Here is a 17,949-nt window from a genome sequence, read left to right as displayed (position 1 = left end):
TGCGGTCGCCGAGTTGGGCTGCAGGCCCTCTGGTACAGTACAGCCAGGGTAAGCGAACAGGTAAAGTATAAACTACAAAGGTCCGGCAGTTTGCCGGACCTTTGTAGTTTCGCTGCCAAGCTAAGTATAGCTACCTGATTTTTACGACACGCATATAGTCTACCATGGCCTGGTTCACCTCGCCGTTCATGTTCTCGTTGTTTGGCTCAAAGGTCAGCGAGATGGTGTGGCTGCCCTTCTGCAGCGGCACTTCCACGGCATTGGTAAAGCCCCAGTTGCTCCACTCATCCGTTCCGCGCTGCGGCAAAACAATGGTTCCGACAAACTCACCGTCTTTCTGCAGGGTACGGAGAGCGGCTTTGTTATTCGTGTTGATCGGGCCGTTTCCGTTGGCGTAGCGGAAGTCAACAGCGTACACGCCATCCTCCGGAACAGTTACCTTTACCTGCACCTGCTTGTTCTGCTGCTTGCTCAGCTCCACAAAACCGGCCCCGGAGTAATCGCGGTACGTGTAGGCGGCTTTCGGGGCGAACTTCTCCAGCTCGTACACCTGCTTATGCTTTTCGGGCACAACCACTACAGGTTCGCTCCCGAACGAGGTAACCCCGTGCTGGTCCACGGCCAGCACCATGTACTCGGCGTAGCTGTTGGCGTCCACATCCAGGCTGGTGCTTTCCGTCTTCTCCAGGTCCTTCCCGTTCTTTACCACCTGGTAGGCTACGGCGCCATCCACGGCTGGCCAGCTGAGTTTACCCGAAGTATACACGGCCTTCGGCGTTTCCAGTGATGTGTACAGGTCTACGTGCTGCACCTCCCCTCCCGCTTCGTTATTGGCCAGTTCTATTCTGATGCTGTGTTCGCCGGTGAGGTTTGCCGCCACCTCGGCTTTCTGCAGCGGCTTTCCATCCATAGTAACAGACTTTATCTCGTTGCCGTAGCCGCTCATCTCAATGTTAAGCACTGCATTTCTGTACCTGTAGTTGGTCAGCTTTCGGTTACCGGCAAAGGCCTTCGGCACAAACGGCTTCAAGGTCAGTTTGTCTGCCTCAAAGTTGATCCCGAAGAATACTTTGTAGACCATGCTCAGGTTGCCGGCCAGGCTCCACAGCATGTTACTGGAGTTCACCTGTGTTCCGGCATAGTCGCCGTTGGCGGCCACAAAGTTCTCCTTGTTCGTCAGGAACAGGGCTGCCGGACGGTAAATGGCGCTGATGCTCTCGGTCAGGGCCTTGTCGTTGCCTGCCTTGGCCGCCGCCAGGCTCCAGTACGACTGCACAAACGGCCAAATGCCGTTGTTGTGGTACGGCGGAATGCCCGGAATCTGCGGGAAGATATTGGGGATGCCGTAATCCGTGATCGGCGTACGGGCCACCACCGTTTTGCTGCGTGCTGTATCCGCCACACCAAACAGTACCGTCAGCGCCTCGCCCAGCGCTTCCGCCCTCGGCGACAGGATTTTATAGTTCCGGCCGTACAGGTACTGGCCGTAGTAGCCTTTCTCCTCCTGCCACAGGTGCTTGTTTATACCTTCTTTGATGGTTTGGGCGATGCCGTTATACCTTGCCGCCGCCGCTTGGTCGCCGAGCTTTTCGGCCATCATCGCCGCAACTTTGTTGGCCTGGAAGTGTGCTGCGTTGGTGCCCAGGTTCTCTGACGCATAGATGTCGGCAGGCTCCATCCAGCGCGGATATGACTGCTCCCGCCAGTCCAGAAACGACGACTCGCCCCGCACCAACCCCGTCTCAGGGTCATATGCGTTCATCATGTCCTCTCCGAGCGACTTGGCGATGATCTGGTAGGTATCGCGCAGCCACTGCTCATCGCCTGTGGCCTTGTATACTTCCCAGGCAGCGGTGGCCCAGATCATGCGGTCGGTGGAGACAGGGTACGCCCCCCCGGTGCCGGTATCCTGCACAATGCGTCCGTCTTTCACCTTGCGCATCAGGCTGTACTTAGACACCTGCGGCTGCAGCTGCGCCATCGACAGGATAATGCTGTAGCTGATGTCACGCGTCCAGACGCCGGCCCACTCCTTACCGGTGCGGAAGGTGCTGTCCGGTTCCACGGCATTGATCATCTCCTCCAGGGCCATGTTGTACAAGGCATCGGTTACAGCGTAGTCCGAAGTGTACTGCGGAAAAGCGGCAATGTCTTTGGTTAATGCCCAACGCGTAGCCGTCGATTTATCGTCTTCCGGGGCGTTTAGCGTCAGGGTGACCTCGTAGATACCGTCTCCGTCAGCGTCCTTTAGCTCCATCTGCTCGTTTCCGCCCAAGTTGTCGAAGTCCCAGCTCAGCGGATCGGCACCACCGGCAATGTAAACGCCTTTGAAGTCCTCTTTGTAGATTTTGTCTCCCGTCGGTGTGGTGTAGTAGCCCTGCTTTTCCAGCGCCTGCAGCACGGGGTTCATATCCAGGCGCACGGTCAGGTTGGTGCTTGGCTCCAGGTACACGTCGCTTGGCACCTCAGACGGGTCGTTCAGCTGCTGGCCAAAAGTGATAACAGGGGTTTGGCAATCGCCGCCAAGGCAGTTAAAATGGTGGTCGGTGCCGGCCTTCATTTCGTTATCGCGCCCGTTGATGGCGAACTTAAACGTAATCCGCGGACTCTGGAAAGCGTTGGCCGGGCTTTTATAGTTAGAGGTCAGCTCGGTGGGCGACACCGCGCGCGCCACGTGCTCGCCCTGCACCACGCTGTCCGGGTAGATAGTGTAAGCCTGCGACTGCCAGATAGGCTCGCTGTGGGTACTGCCGGTGCCCGGCTTCTGTGTTTGGCAGGCGCCCAGCGTGAGCAAAGAGAAAAGTATACTTGACCTAAGGGTGACTTTTTTCATGGATGTTATAGAATAAAGAATCAACTGTACCCTGCCCGGTGGCTTCAGGCGCAACGGGCAGAATGCCTGAAATTACGAAATTTAGGGGTATTTGTCGGTCGGGAGATGAGAAAGCACAGTGCCGGGACTATCCTTTCTCCGGCGCAGAAGTTACATTTGCCCCAGGGCAGGCGCTGAGCAGTAACCGCATAGCGCCACCGATACCGTTTACCGAAACTTTGCGTATGAACTAGCATCATGACTAAAAAAACACCCGCTACAGACCACTACGCCCTTACCGTAACAGAAATTCGCCAGGAGCTGCCGGACTTCAAAACCTTTGTGCTGGAGCCCGACAAGCCGCTCCCCTACAAGGCCGGGCAGTACCTGACGCTGGTGCACACCGACCAGAACCAGGATGTCCGCAGGTCCTACTCCATCACCTCATCGCCTGCGCTGCAGGAGCCGCTAAGCATTGGCGTGAAGCGCATTGAAAACGGCTTTTTCTCCAGGAGGTTGGTAGACGACGTGCAGGTGGGCGACCGCGTATATGCGGCGGGCGCCGCCGGGCTCTTTACCCTGCCAGACGACATGCACGCGTACCGGCAGGTCTTCCTGCTGGCGGCCGGCAGCGGCATCACCCCTGTTTATTCCCTGCTCAAAACGGCCCTGCACGCACAGCCGCACCTGCACGTTACGCTCATATACAGCAACAAAACCCCGGAGCATGCCATTTACAAAGCAGAGCTGGAGCGGTTAGCCGCTGCCTTCCCAGACCGCCTGCGGATTCAGTTTCTGTTCAGCAACTCCCCTGACCTGGCGCGGGCAAGGCTGTACAAAGACCTGTTGCAGGAGTTTGTGCGCCAGTTTGCCACGGCGCCCCTCCACCAGGCACTGTTTTACATCTGCGGCCCGCTAAACTACATGCGCATGTGCTTTTACGCCCTGCGCCAGCTGGATGTACCGCTGGAAAACATCCGGAGAGAGAACTTCAACACCACGAAGGTCTCCCTCAAGCAAATGCCGCCCGATACAGACGCGCACCGGGTAACACTCCACCACCGGGGGGAGACGCACAGCATAACGGTGGAGTACCCCACCACGATCCTTCGCGCCGCCCGTAAAGCCGGTATCAACCTGCCCTACAGCTGTGAGGCGGGTAAATGCGGCAACTGTATTGCCCGTTGCTCCAGCGGCACAGTATGGATGTCGTACAACGAAGTGCTGACGGAGCGGGACCTGGAAAAAGGCCTTACCCTCATGTGTGTGGGCTACCCCGTGGGCGGGCCAGTAGAACTGGAGGCCTAGCGGCAGCCTTACGGGGGCAAGAGCTTTACCCTGCTCCCCCGGCTTTTCCGCCTGAATTTTGTACCTTTAGGCCTGCGGTTCGTTCCGCTTTTTTAACTGTAACTAAACCACACCAACTATGAGCTCTGAAGTACGCAGCCTGGAACCGAAGGCGCTTTGGGATAATTTTGCTGACCTGAATGCGGTGCCCCGCCCTTCCAAAAAAGAAGAGCGTGTCATTAAGTTCATCAAGGATTTCGGCCAGAAGCTAGGCCTCGAGACCTACGAAGATGAGACGGGCAACGTCATCATTAAAAAGCCGGCTACCGCAGGTATGGAAAACCGCCAGACCATCGCCATGCAAAGCCACCTGGACATGGTGCACCAGAAAAACAACAATACTGATTTTGACTTCGACACGCAGGGCATTAACATGTATGTGGACGGCGACTGGGTGAAGGCCAAAGGCACCACGCTGGGCGCTGATAACGGAATCGGGGTAGCCACGATCATGGCTGTACTTGCCTCCAAAGATATTCCGCACCCGGCTATTGAGGCCCTTTTTACAGTAGACGAGGAAACCGGGATGACTGGTGCGCTTGGGTTAAAAGGCGGCCTGCTCGACGCCACGATCCTCCTGAACCTGGACACAGAAGACGACCGTGAGCTGACCATCGGCTGTGCGGGCGGCGTGGACATTACAGCCACAGGCACTTACGAGCAGGAAACTGCCAAGGCGGATATGGCGGGGTACAGGCTAACGGTTAAGGGCCTTACAGGCGGCCACTCCGGTATGGACATTATACTGGGGCGCGCCAACGCCAACAAGCTGATGAACCGCCTGCTTCACCATGCCTCCAGGCAGTTCGACCTGCGCATCAGCGCCATAGACGGCGGAGGGCTTCGCAACGCTATTCCGCGCGAGTCTTCGTCTGTTGTGGCTATTGCTGCAGGTGATAAGGCTGCTTTTGAAAAGTTCCTAGACGAGCAACGCGCTATTCTGTCACAAGAGTACAAGTCTACGGACCCTAACCTACAGGTGCAGCTGGAGCCAGCTGATGCCCCGGCACAGGTAGCGACAAAGGCCTTTGCTGATACTTTGCTGCGCGCCCTCTACGCTACACCAAATGGCATTTACCGCATGAGCCCGGAAATTCAGGGACTGGTGCAGACGTCGAACAACGTGGCGCGCGTGGAACTGAAGGACGGCAGCTACAAGGTCCTGTGCCTGACCCGCAGCTCCGTTGACTCCGAGAAAGAGGACTTGGCAGCGGCTATTCAGTCGGCGCTGGAGCTGGCTGGAGCCGAGGTAACCCTGAGTGGCGCCTACCCGGGCTGGGCACCGAAACCAGACGCCGCCATCATCAAGCTTATGAGCGATTTGTACCGCAGCAAGTTCAACAGCGAGCCAGATGTTAACGCTTGCCATGCCGGCCTCGAGTGCGGTATACTTGGCGCTAACTACCCGGGCATGGAAATGATCTCCTTCGGCCCGAACATCCGCGGCGCCCACTCCCCGGACGAGAAAGTGCAGATCAGCTCCGTTCAAAAGTACTGGGGCTTCCTGATGGATACCCTGCAGCGTGTGCCGGAGAGATCTTAGACTCTAGACGTTAGACATTAGAACGCTATTAGATTAGGTCGTTAAAAATCAGGAAGCCACTCAAGTTTGAGTGGCTTCCTGATTTTTAACGACCTTTAGAAAGTCTTTTATTTAACGTCTATTTTCTAGCGTCTATTATCTAGCGTTTAACTATTAAACAACTCCTCATAGTACTGGTGCGCCATGCGGTTTGCCTCAAATTTCGGCACGACATCCCGCATGCTTTGCTTCATAATGTACCGCCAGCGATCGTGGTTGTGGTAATACACCGGCACGATCTCCTTCTCAAAAATACGCATCAGGTTGTTATAGTCTTCATCGTCCTGCACCTCGTTTGGCTGCGTAACGTCTGCGACAGGAAGCACAAAGCTGTTTTCGCCGTGGCGGGCGTACTCCGGTAACCAGCCGTCCTGCACCGACACGTTTACGCCGCCGTTCATAGAGGCTGTCATGCCGCTGGTACCGGATGCTTCGCGGGGCCGGCGGGGCGTGTTGAGCCACACATCGCAGCCCTGCTTGAGCTTGCGCGACAGCTCGATTTCATAGCCTGTCAGCACCGCCACGTTGTCTAGCTGCTGTGATATCTTCACCAGCTTGTTAAACACAGTAATGGCTCCGTAGTCGAACGGGTAAGGCTTACCGGCCCAGATAACCTGCACCGGCATCTCCTTGTTGTTAATGAAGTCTACGAAGCGCTGCATGTCGCGCACCAGCAGGTCCGCGCGTTTGTAGGCGGCAAAGCGGCGCGCCCACACCACCGTCAGCACATCAGGCCGAAAAAGCTTGCCGGCCTGGTCGGCTACTACGGCGAACAGCTGGCGCTTCAGCTCAAACTTGCGCCGGTCCATGGCCACGTCATCATCCCGCTCCTGGGCCTGCCAAAGCTCCGAATCTGCCCAGAACGAGAAGTTCTGCGCGTTGGTGATCGATTTGATCTCGCACACCCCCTCGTTATCGTACCACATGTCGCGGGCCACCTCGCCGTGCAGCTGCGACACACCGTTGGCCACCTTGGCCAGGCGCAGTGCCGCGAGCGTGTGGTCGAACAGCTGCCCGTGCATGCCTGTTAGCTCACGCGCCTCATCCAGCGATATGCCGTTAAAGAAGCTCATTTTGTGCAGCAGGTAGATGTCGTGCTCCTCGTTGCCCGCCTTTTCAGGAGTGTGGGTCGTAAACACCAGGCGCTTTCGTATCTCGTCGAGCTTGCCGTAGTCTTCGAACAGCTTAAAGGCAAGCGGTAGCGCATGCCCCTCGTTCATATGGTAAATCTCGGCACCTCCCAGCGCCTCCACCACCTTAGCCCCGCCTACTCCCAGCACGATGCTCTGCGCAATACGGGCTTGCTCCTCCGGGTCGTAGAGGCGATGCGTAATGGTGCGGGCCAAATGGTCGTTCTCCGGAATGTCAGTCGTGAGGAAATACATCGGCACGGTACCGAAAATCTCCGGTTTCAGCACCATGGCCTTCACCAGCACCGGATGCTCGTTCACCAGCACACGCACCGTAATCCCCGAGTCCTCCAGAAAAGAATAGAACTTCTGCTGGAAATGCGGCCGCATGGTCTGGTCCTCGTTGCGCTCCTGGTCATAGTAGCCGTACTTCCACAGCATGCCGATACCCACCATGTTTTGCCGCAACTCATAGGCGCTGCGCATGTGCGAGCCTGCCAGAAAGCCCAGGCCGCCGGAGTAGATCTTCAGGGCCTGGTGAATGCCGTACTCCATGCAGAAGTAGGCCACGCGCTTTTTATAGTTGTCGTTGATCTCGTATGGGTGGTACCACCTGTTATATTGTGAAGCCATAGAAACTCTCGCTTTTAATTGTAAATCAGCCAGCACAGGCTGCAGGGCAGCCCCGAAAAACTGGCACATACTATCAACCTACGCAAGTTTAGGCTTTATAGATTGTTATCTTTGCCTTTGAGGGCACGGCGCCTTTTGGTATTCGGTTTGCTCCGCTATATTTGCAGTCACCAAGTAAAGCATATTTTTAGTTCTCAAAATTAGGAACCAAAAGAACCTTTTTATACCTTTGTGATGTTCTCATTACAAGAAGGGAGAACTAAGAACTATGAAATTAAGTGAAAAGCAACAGGAGTTAATAGAGCGAATCGGCATCTTCCACGAGAGGACCGGCATTCAGCCTGTTGCAGGACGCATTATGGGGCTGCTTTATGTATCTGATAAGCCGGAGCTGAGTTTTGATGAAATACGCGAAACGCTCGGGATAAGCAAGAGTGCGACCAGCAATGCGCTAAACCTGCTTCAGCAGCTGAACAGGCTCAATTATATTACCTTTAACGGAGACAGAAGACGCTATTTCAGGCTAAGCCTGCGCAAGTGGCGTGACTCTTTCGCCAAAGAAATAGACAGCATCACAGACTTCTCTGTTACGCTGCAGGAAGTAGTGGCGGAACGCACAAAAGAAACTGTGGAGTTCAACAAGGATATCATGGAGTTGGCAGAGTTCTTGAAGTATCTGCATAGCGAGATTCCACTTTTGTTGAAGCGCTGGGAGGAACAGAAAAAGTAATTTTTTTTGCTCCCTTTAGTTCTCTAAATTCAGAACTAATTAAATATAAATAGAACAATAAAAACGAGATATACCGTGATTAAGAAGTTTTTTTTCATAGGAGCAATGGCACTGATGATGCGTCCTGCTTTCGCCCAGGAGCCTGCCACAGGCGGTGTGCAGGAGCTGACGCTGGAACAGGCCATTCAGTACGCCCTGAGCAATAACCAGGACGTTAGGAAAGCATCTTACGATGAGCAAATCGGAAGCCAGCAGATCAGAGAGGCCCGTAGCCAGGGACTTCCGCAGGTAAACGCTACCGGTGGACTAGATTATTACCCTGCGCTGCCTACACAGATTTTACCAGGTGCCTTAGCCGGAAAGCCCGGTGAAGACATTCCGGTTAAGTTTGGTAAAGACTATACCGCGAGCGGAAATGTGAAGTTAACACAGTTACTGTTTAACCAATCCTACTTTGTAGGCCTGAAGGCCGCCAAAACCACACAGGACCTGTACCGCCTCCGAAGAGAAATGGCGCAGGAAGACCTGATCTATAACATCGGTACAGCCTATTACCAGACATTGCAGACAAAGGAGCAGTTTCAGAACATCGAGGCTAACCTGGAGCGTCTGGCTGAGCTGGAGCGTATCATGACGCTGCAGTACAAAAACGATCTGGTGCCGAAGGTAGAGCTTAACCGCGTGAAGGTGAACACAACCAACCTGCAAAACCAGCTACAGACGCTTACCACTACCTATGAGCAGCAGAAGAACATGCTTAAGTTCTTTATGAACATGCCGCTGGAGCAGGATGTGGAGCTGAGCGGCAGTACAAGCCCGCTTGACAATATGGTTGCAGAGGTAATTACAGCAGAGCAGGCACTTGCCCAGAAAACGCAGTATGACCTGCTGAACACGCAAAAGCAGCTTCAGGGCTACAGTATTAAGAATATACAGGCTGGCTACTACCCTACCCTGTCTGCCTACGGCCAGTATGGCTATAACACACAGCGCGATGAGCTGTTTGGCTCCGATGTACCGTGGTTCAAAACATCAGTGGTAGGTCTGCAGCTTAACATCCCGATCTTCGACGGCTTCAAAAAAGACGCCCAGATCAAACAGGGACAGCTGGAAATGAAAAAGATCAACGAGGACATCTCCAAGCTGGAAACGAACACCGCCGTGGAACTGACCAACGCACTGGCCCAGTTGAGGAACAGCCAAAATTCAATAGCAGTGCAGGAAAAAAACGTGGAGTTGGCCCAGGAGGTGTATGAAACCACCAACAACCTGTACAAAGAGGGCATCTCCCCACTCACGGACCTGCTGGACGCAGAGGTAAGCCTGAGAGAGGCCAAAACAAACCTGAATAACGAGAAATTAAAGTATAAAGTCGCTCAGCTGAACTACCTGAAAGCAAGAGGCGAACTAGAAACACTAACTAAATAAGACAACATCAAAAGAAACATGAAGAAGATAATCTATATCGTCGCTGTACTGGTTGCATTAGGGGCTATTGGCTATACATTAATGAACAACAAGAAGGAAATGGCCGCCACCGCTGCCATTGCCGAGCGCAAGAGCGAAAGCATCCCCGTTGCCCTGACCACACCTAAGGTTGGCGCAGTAGACAAGTCTTTTACAGCACAAGGTAACTTTATACCAGAGCAGGACCTGACGCTTCTCTCTGAAACGCAGGGCCAGGTGCTGAAGATCTACAAGCAGAACGGTGACCGTGTAAAAGCAGGTGAAATGCTGGCGCAGGTGGATGCTCAATTACTGCGTGCCGAACTGGTGCGTGCACAGGCAAACTACACCAAGAGCAAGCGTGACCTGGAGCGTTTCGAGAACCTGGCCGAGGGTGATGCCATCACGAAACGCCAGCTGGAAGATGCCAGACTAGGCTTCAGCAATGCAGAGGCTGCCCTGATCACGGCTAAGAAAAGACTGGCTGACGCCAGCATCAAAGCGCCAATCTCGGGCCGCATCAACGAGAAGTTCATTGAAGTCGGCTCTTACCTGAGCCCGGGTACAAAACTGTTCAACATCGTGAACGTGGATAACCTGAAGATGAACGTGAAGGTGCCTGAAAGCCAGGTTGGCCTGATACGCGACGGACAGAAAGTGCAGATTAAAGCAGATGCCGTTGGTGGCGAAACATTTGAAGGCACCGTGAAGGCCATTGCCGCCAAAGGCGATAACTCGCTTAACTACAACGTGGAGCTGCAAGTGAGCAACCCTTCTGATAACCCGCTGAAAGCCGGTATGTATGGCACAGCTTACTTTGAAGTTGCAGACCAGCGTAAGGCCCTGCTGATCGAGCGGGAGGCAATCGTCGGTAGCTTACAAAACCCACAGGTATTTGTGGTGAACAATGGCAGCGCCTTCCTGAAAGACATCAAAGTTGGTGGCACGCAAGGCAATAAAGTAGAAGTGACAGGCGGTCTGGAAGCTGGCGATAAAGTGGTGCAGTCTGGCCAGATCAACCTGAAGAATGGCACAAAAGTGACTGTGCTTTAAGGGCATACTTCTTTTAAACTATAAGAAAACAGATTAGATGAATATCACGAAAATATCCATACAACGCTCAACGATTGTAGTAGTGATCTTCGCCATACTTACCTTATTGGGTCTGGCAAGCTACTTCTCGTTGAACTACGAGCTTCTTCCGAAGTTCTCTCCGCCGGTATTAACCGTGTCTACCTTCTACCCTGGCGCTTCGCCATCAGAAGTGGAGAACTCGGTGACCAAGGAGATTGAGGACGCTCTCTCCTCGCTGGAGAACGTGGATGAGGTAAAAAGTACTTCACAGGAAAGCTTCTCGGTGATCGTTATCCAGCTAAAGCAGGGTACTGACGTTGACCAAAGCTTGCAGGACGCACAACGTAAAATCAACGCCATACTTGGTGAACTCCCTGAAGATGCAGATCCGCCGTCACTCGGTAAGTTCGACTTTAGCGATATGCCGATCATGCAGGTTGGTGCTACCGCTAAAATGTCTCCTACTGCGTTCTATGACCTGATCGAGAACAAAGTAAAACCAGAGCTTTCTCGTGTGCCAGGTATGGCGCAGATCAAAGTGCTGGGTGGCCAGGAGCGTGAGATTAAAGTAAACCTGGATGCGGATAGACTGCAGGCATACGGCCTCTCCATCTCGCAGGTACAGCAGAAAATACAGTACTCTAACCTTGACTTCCCTACTGGTAAAGTAAAGAACGAAGAGGGCCAGACACTGATCCGCTTAGCTGGTAAGTATGAAACAGTAGACCAACTACGCAATCTGGTGCTGAAAGAAGACGCCACTGGTGCTTCTGTACGCCTGAGCGATGTGGCTGAAGTACAGGATGCACAGAAAGACGTAGAGGTACTGACACGCGTTAACTCGCTTTCCTCTATCGGTCTTTCTATCCAGAAGCAATCAGATGCCAACGCCGTGGAAGTAAGTGAACTGACACGCAAGGCACTGGACCAACTGGAGGAAACCTATGCAGCTGAAGGACTCAGCTTTACAGTTGCCAAAGACAGCTCTGAGTTTACACTAGAGGCTGCTGATGCCGTAATCCATGACTTGTTCCTGGCGATTGTACTGGTGGCCGTAGTGATGCTGCTGTTCCTGCACTCGCTGCGCAACGCGGTGATCGTTATGATCTCTATCCCGGCTTCCCTGATCGCTACGTTTATCGCGATGAACCTGCTGGGTTACTCTCTTAACCTAATGACGCTGCTGGGCCTTTCACTCGTGGTAGGTATTCTGGTGGATGATGCCATTGTGGTAATCGAGAACATCTACCGACACATGGAAATGGGCAAAAAGCCAGCGCAGGCCGCTTATGACGGTATCCGCGAGATTATGGCTACGGTAACTTCCATCACACTTGTAATCGTGGTTGTGTTCGTACCGATTGCCTTGTCTACAGGTCTGGTATCAGATATCCTGCGTCAGTTCTCCGTGGTAGTAGCTATCTCTACAATGCTGAGCTTATTCGTAGCCTTTACGTTGATTCCGTTGCTGGCAAGCCGCTTCTCCAGACTGGAGCACCTGTCAGACAAGAACTTCTTCGGAAGGTTTATACTTAGCTTCGAGCGCTTCCTGGACCGCGTGATTGACGGTTTCACAGCTGCCTTGAAGTGGGCCTTTAACCACAAGTTCATCACAATGGCGGCAACAGTCGTGTTACTGGTGGCTTCCATAGCACTTGTTCCTGCTGGTTTTATCGGTAGTGAGTTCGTGAGTGCCGGTGACCGTGGTGAATTTATCGTACAGTTGGAGCTACCTAAAAACGCGACAGTAGAGCAAACAAACTTTGCTGCCCGCCAGGTAGAAGGTTACCTGGAGCAGTATCCGGAAGTAACGAACCTGTTCACGACAGTAGGTACCACTTCTTCAGCACAGGCTGGCCAAAACACAGCTTACATGGCCGAGGTGAACGTGCAGCTGGTAGATGCCACTGAGCGTGTGCTATCTACTAACGCCTTCTCTCGTGAGATGAAAGTTGGCTTGGAAGAAACCATACCTGGTGTTAAAATCACGATGGTGCCTGTAAGTATGGTAGGCGGTGGTAACCAGTCTCCTATCCAGGTGATCATGACAGGCTCTAACCTGGACACGCTGATGGCTTTCTCAGACAGAGTAATGGCCGAAGTGGAGCAGGTACAGGGTACTGCCGAGGTGAAAAAATCAGTGGAAGATGGTAACCCGGAGATTGCCGTGTCGGTGGACCGTGATAAGATGGCAAGCCTTGGACTGTCGCTGGAGCAGGTAGGTGCTGGTATGCAGACTGCATTTAGCGGTAACACCAACGCCCAGTTCCGCGGCTCAGAAAGAGACTACGACATCAACATCCGTCTGGATGACTTCGACCGCAGAAACACAGCTGACATTGGTAACCTTGCCTTTACAAATAACAAAGGCGAGCAGATACGCCTGAGCCAGTTTGCAAACATTGAGCAGTCTTCCGGCCCATCTAAGCTGGAGCGTAAAGACCGTGTAAGTTCAGTGTCTGTTAACTCACAAGTTATCGGTAGGCCAACAGGTTCGGTAGGTACTGAAATTCAGGAGCGCCTTGCTAACATGGATACACCAAACGGAGTTTCTATTGCCTACGGTGGCGACCTGAAGAACCAGAGCGAAGGTTTCGGTACACTGGGTCTTGCCCTGATGGCTTCGATCGTCTTCGTGTACCTGATCATGGTGGCCCTGTATGATAGCTATGTGTATCCGCTGGTGGTACTGTTCTCTATTCCGCTTGCGATTATTGGTGCCTTGCTTGCCCTGGCGCTGTCAGCATCAACACTGAGTATCTTCTCTATACTTGGTATCATCATGCTGATCGGTCTGGTTGCCAAGAACGCCATTATGGTGGTAGACTTTACCAACAACCTGAAGTCTGAGGGTGTGGAAGTGAAAGAAGCCCTGATTGAAGCGGTAAGAATACGTTTCCGCCCGATCCTGATGACAACCTTGGCGATGGTGATTGGTATGTTGCCGATTGCCCTGGCAAGCGGACCAGGTGCTGAGTGGAAGAACGGTCTGGCCTGGGCGCTGATCGGTGGTCTGAGCTCCTCCATGTTCCTGACCCTGATTGTGGTTCCGGTTATCTACTACCTGTTCGACCGCATTATGGCCAAGCTTGGTATGGACAAGAAAACAGTGATAGAACTGGAAGACAAGTCTATGGAAGAGCTAGAGCGTGAAACAGCTGAGTTGGAAAACAACAAAATGAGCCACTCTCATGCTTATTAATAAAGAATACCTGTTCTTCATACTTATTTAGTTGGTTTGAGATTGCGGAGGCTTTTGGCCTTCGCAATCTTTATTACACCAGCCCAAGCAGCTTTTAAACAGCAGCTCTATGCAAAGCAGCCGCTGTAAATGCATCTTAACCATTTACCCTTACACGCCATGATTACTATACAGCATACTACTCAGGCAATTGAGAATGAAGTGATTCAGATCATCAGCACCCTCACCAGGGTACACCCGAACAGGCTGTCACAGGTCCGCGACCTGACACAGCTCGGGCTTGATATCATCGATGTGGTAGACATTATCCTGGAGGTGGAAAAGGCATACGGCCTCACCATTCCGGACGAGGTGCCGGTTTACTCTGTCGATGATTTTGTAAGCTTTGTTTACAACCAAAGTATAAAGCAGGCCAGCTAGGCCGCGAACCTACACCACGCAAAAAGCCGCAGCCAACACTGCGGCTTTTTGCGTGGTCAGGAATTACCGAAAAGCCTGATGTGCACGCGGCCCACTTGCCTTTGCCCAGGCAAGGCCTCCCGCTACACCGCCACCTCAAGGGCTGCAGCAGAAAATCTAGCGGGGAAGATAAGAGCAAGAGTAACCGGCACAGGTTGAGCCTCCAATAGCCCCACCTGTGCCGGTTTAATGCCTTCGTCGGAACTGGCGGTGAACTTTGGCCCGACAGGCCGCTGAGCCGTACAGGAAAAGAGTAACCTGCTTCAGGCTAACCTTGGACGCTAAAGAAGTGCAGGTTTAACACGTACTTCCCGTGTAGTATAAAAGCCAAAGGCCTGCCTGCCATTCCTTTTCCCGGCTAACGGAGTTGCTCTACGGCTCCCCTACTGCCTCTTTACCGTGGCCTTACTCTTGCATAGTGCAGCACGGCGATCTTCTTCAGGTGCTTGAGCTCGCTCTCCAGCCGGGGCAGAACGCAGGCGGAGTTAACGACAAAGTATAAAATACAAAAGCCACCCGTTTCTGGGTGGCTTTTGTGTTTTATACTTTGCTCCGGATTAACCTCTGGACAGTTGCTTCAGGTACGACACATGGGATACAACAGCCATGCGCATGCCGGGTATGTTATGGTACGGAATGCCGAATTCGGCGCAGGCCTGGGCTACGATCACGCTCAGGGCCGGGTAGTGCACATGCGACACCTTCGGGAAAAGGTGGTGCTCCACCTGGAAGTTGAGCCCGCCCGAAAACCAGGTAACCAGCTTGTTGTTGGTGGCAAAGTTAGCAGTGGTTTTAAGCTGGTGCACCGCCCATTCGTCTTCCAGCTTGTTTGTAACCGGAGAAACAACCGGGAAGTGGGTTTCACGCACGGTGTGCGCCAGCTGAAACACGATACTCATCACAAAACCAGCTACAAGGCCGTAAACCAGGAACCCAAGCGCCCAAGGCAGCAGCCCAACTGTATAAATCGGCAGCGCCACAAAAAACGCCAGGTGGAAAACCTTAAAGGTCCAGAAAATAATGTGATCCGAGGCCTTCATTTTCTTTAGCGGCATCGTACCCACCTTTTTGGTGAAATACTTCTGGTAATCAGAGAAAAACACCCAAAAGAAGAAAAGCAGTGAATAGGCGGCCCAGAAATAGAAATGCTGGAACCGGTGTATCTTCCGAAACTTCTGCGTTTCGCAAAGCCTTAAAAACGGACCGGCATCCAGGTCATCGTCTACGCCATCTACGTTGGTGTAGGCATGGTGAATTACATTGTGCTTGGTATTCCACATAAATTCGTTAGCCCCCAGCACATTCAGAAACATGCCCGCCATTTCGTTCAGCTTCTTTATTTTGCTGAAGCTGCCATGGGAGCCGTCATGGGAGATGTTAAAGCCGATGCCCGCCGTGATAATCCCCAGCACAGCACACTCCAGCAGCGCAAGCAAAGCACTTTCAGGCGTAAAAAACACAAGGTGTACGTATAGCAGAAGCAGGCCCAGGGTAAGTATAATGGCTTTGGTGTAGAGCTTATAGTTACCGGTAGTGGAAATACCTGTTGTTTGGAAGTATTCCTGTGTCCTGCGTTTTAACTCCGCATGAAAGGATTGTTTTTGTGTCTGAAATTTGGGCGCAGCCATAAAGATTATTTGAGTTGGAATAAAGTGTAGAAAGCGATGGAATAAGACCGCGTCACAACTGGATATAAAGGTAACACATATTTTCTAACTATAGTTTGGCCTCCCCGGGCCGGCGCGTAACCACTTTACCGCCAAGCGCTAATTATCACACCCGGTTTCCTGTACGCCTAAAGCACAGGCGGCGCATGTAAATAAACGCAGCCGCCCCCTTTACTGGTGTGTTTCCCTCTAAACTTCCAGAATATACACCGCTGGGTCAAACCCCTCCTTCATCAGGATGGGCTTCGACACGTTAAACACCTTCACCCCTTTGGACGTCTCGCCCTCCAGCGTGCCAATGTGCGCGTGCCCGTGAAAAGCGGCCACCACGCCGCGTCGGTTTATCGGCTCTGCCAGCCGGGAGGAGCCCAGGAACGGAAAAATCTGCTCCGGCTCGCCCTCCACTGTGGCCCTGATGGGGGCGTAGTGCAGCACGGCGATCTTCTTCAGGTCCGTGTGCTCGCTCTCCAGCCGTGACAGGGCACCATCCAGTTTCAGGGCCTCGTCTACAGCTTCCTGCACAAAGCTTTTGATCATCGTCTCGCCGAACATGCCCAGCATGCCCTTGTCGAAGCCGCCGCCAAAGCCCTTGACACCGGCAAAGCCCACATCGCCTATCACAATGCAGTCGCCGTCCAGCAGGTGCACGTTCTCCTTTACCAGCGTCTTCCGAATCCCCTTGTGGTGGTCGCGCTCATAATCGTGGTTTCCCAGCACCGCCACTACCGGAATGGAGCATGACTTCAGCTCGTGCGCCAGCACTTCAGCCTCCGAAGTACGCCCGGTGTCCGTCAGGTCGCCGCAAAGCAGCAGCACATCCGCCACCTGCGACACCTGCGCAAAGTATTCCTCCCATTTCCCGCGGTCCGTCTCCCGCACATGTATATCTCCTACTGCCGCAATTCTTGTTTTTGTCTTTTTTGTGTTAGCCATAGATTATACAGATCTTATCGTCACTACCTTATAGTCCCATTCGGTAATGTCGGTTGCATATTGGGTTTGGTCGATGAGCGGGCCCCGGCAGATCTTCTCTTTGGGCGGAGGCATGTCAAACTGCTCCTGCGCCCTGCTCAGCAGCTCATCGAACAGCCACTTCGGTATGATATCGCGCTCCGACGGGTACACAAACTGAAACGATAGCAGCTGTGCCAGCAGCAGTTGCCAGTGCACGTCCATGTGCTGCCAAAGCCACTTCCAGTCGAGCTTATCGCCGTAGCGAAGTATGATGTGGTTGATGTCGGCGCCGTCGTAGCGCTCGCGGTTCTGCACATACAGCTTCGACCAGATCAGCGCCTCCGCAGGAATCACTTTTACCTTTATCCCCAACAGCTCGCTTGAGGTAGAGCGCTCCAGCCAGCTGTCGTCCACGGCGCAGTGGTTGCCGGGGTTGTTAAAGATGATATCCATGAAGTGCTCCCCGCTGAAGGCCTTGGCAAGCCAGCGCGCGTCGGTGAGCTCTGTTTCGTAGTCCTGCTCTTTGAAAGCCTTGAGTATGCGCGGGGTGTCGCTGTTTTTGCAAAACACGTCCAGGTCCTTGGTGTCGCGCATGATATCGGTGTACAGGCGCAGGGCAAAGCCACCGCCCACCATAAAGTCGGCGTTGCTGCCCGCCAATATGCCGAGGGCTTCACGGTAAAAATCATGGGCCGCCTGGCGGTGTATCCCATCTTGTAGTTCTATTACTTTAGCCATTCTGATTTCTGCATAAGGTTAAAACAAAGCCACCCGATTGTAACAGGCAGCCGGCCGCCGGCGCTAAACACAGGCTGAAGAAACAGCTCAATTTTGCACTTCGCTAACCACAGCAGCGTAAGACTGTTGTACTAAATTATTGCCCCCTTTGTTGCCTGCACAACTCTAAAAGGCG

Annotated in this window: 12 protein-coding genes; 7 read left to right on the top strand and 5 right to left on the bottom strand. The window is 53.1% G+C overall.

Features of this window, described 5'->3' with window-relative positions; translation table 11 throughout:
* Positions 1–130 precede the first annotated feature (130 nt).
* Complete coding sequence (locus CA264_RS03220; protein ID WP_025604538.1) at positions 131–2,833, bottom strand: alpha-L-rhamnosidase-related protein; 2,703 nt, start codon at positions 2,831–2,833, stop codon at positions 131–133.
* Positions 2,834–3,070: 237 nt separating this feature from the next.
* On the opposite strand from CA264_RS03220, the gene CA264_RS03215 reads away from it, so the two are divergent.
* Positions 3,071–4,120, top strand: a complete 1,050-nt coding sequence (locus CA264_RS03215) for a ferredoxin--NADP reductase (RefSeq protein WP_025604536.1) — start codon at positions 3,071–3,073, stop codon at positions 4,118–4,120.
* Between the two features lie 118 nt (positions 4,121–4,238).
* Positions 4,239–5,702: an aminoacyl-histidine dipeptidase gene (locus tag CA264_RS03210; RefSeq protein WP_025604534.1), complete on the top strand. Its 1,464-nt coding sequence runs from the start codon at positions 4,239–4,241 to the stop codon at positions 5,700–5,702.
* A 146-nt stretch (positions 5,703–5,848) separates the two neighbouring features.
* On the opposite strand, the gene glgP is transcribed toward CA264_RS03210, so the two are convergent.
* Entirely contained in the window at positions 5,849–7,504 is a 1,656-nt protein-coding gene (glgP, locus tag CA264_RS03205; protein WP_025604532.1) for an alpha-glucan family phosphorylase, read from the bottom strand.
* A 268-nt stretch (positions 7,505–7,772) separates the two neighbouring features.
* Between glgP and CA264_RS03200 the strand changes: the two genes are divergently transcribed.
* The 5 genes from CA264_RS03200 (at position 7,773) to CA264_RS03180 (ending at position 14,376) form a co-directional block, all read left to right on the top strand.
* Positions 7,773–8,234, top strand: coding sequence for a GbsR/MarR family transcriptional regulator (locus tag CA264_RS03200; protein WP_025604530.1), 462 nt, complete (start codon positions 7,773–7,775; stop codon positions 8,232–8,234).
* A gap of 75 nt (positions 8,235–8,309) precedes the next feature.
* Positions 8,310–9,662, top strand: coding sequence for a TolC family protein (locus CA264_RS03195; RefSeq protein ID WP_237151167.1), 1,353 nt, complete (start codon positions 8,310–8,312; stop codon positions 9,660–9,662).
* Between the two features lie 18 nt (positions 9,663–9,680).
* Positions 9,681–10,733 carry an efflux RND transporter periplasmic adaptor subunit gene (locus CA264_RS03190; RefSeq protein WP_025604527.1) on the top strand — a complete coding sequence of 351 codons (1,053 nt, stop codon included), beginning with the start codon at positions 9,681–9,683 and terminating at the stop codon, positions 10,731–10,733.
* Between the two features lie 37 nt (positions 10,734–10,770).
* Positions 10,771–13,956: an efflux RND transporter permease subunit gene (locus tag CA264_RS03185; RefSeq protein ID WP_025604525.1), complete on the top strand. Its 3,186-nt coding sequence runs from the start codon at positions 10,771–10,773 to the stop codon at positions 13,954–13,956.
* 159 nt (positions 13,957–14,115) lie between these two features.
* Positions 14,116–14,376: an acyl carrier protein gene (locus CA264_RS03180; protein WP_025604524.1), complete on the top strand. Its 261-nt coding sequence runs from the start codon at positions 14,116–14,118 to the stop codon at positions 14,374–14,376.
* Between the two features lie 596 nt (positions 14,377–14,972).
* On the opposite strand, the gene CA264_RS03175 is transcribed toward CA264_RS03180, so the two are convergent.
* The 3 genes from CA264_RS03175 to CA264_RS03165 form a co-directional block, all read right to left on the bottom strand.
* Positions 14,973–16,043, bottom strand: a complete 1,071-nt coding sequence (locus CA264_RS03175; RefSeq protein ID WP_025604522.1) for a fatty acid desaturase family protein — start codon at positions 16,041–16,043, stop codon at positions 14,973–14,975.
* Between the two features lie 228 nt (positions 16,044–16,271).
* Positions 16,272–17,015, bottom strand: coding sequence for a metallophosphoesterase family protein (locus CA264_RS03170; protein ID WP_119570417.1), 744 nt, complete (start codon positions 17,013–17,015; stop codon positions 16,272–16,274).
* A 3-nt stretch (positions 17,016–17,018) separates the two neighbouring features.
* Complete coding sequence (locus tag CA264_RS03165) at positions 17,019–17,774, bottom strand: nucleotidyltransferase (protein WP_025604518.1); 756 nt, start codon at positions 17,772–17,774, stop codon at positions 17,019–17,021.
* Positions 17,775–17,949: the final 175 nt, after the last annotated feature.

It is taken from the genome of Pontibacter actiniarum (genome assembly GCF_003585765.1).
Lineage (GTDB): Bacteria > Bacteroidota > Bacteroidia > Cytophagales > Hymenobacteraceae > Pontibacter > Pontibacter actiniarum.
The sequence above is the reverse complement of the archived record's forward strand: the minus strand, read 5'-3'. Positions and strand labels throughout refer to the sequence as shown.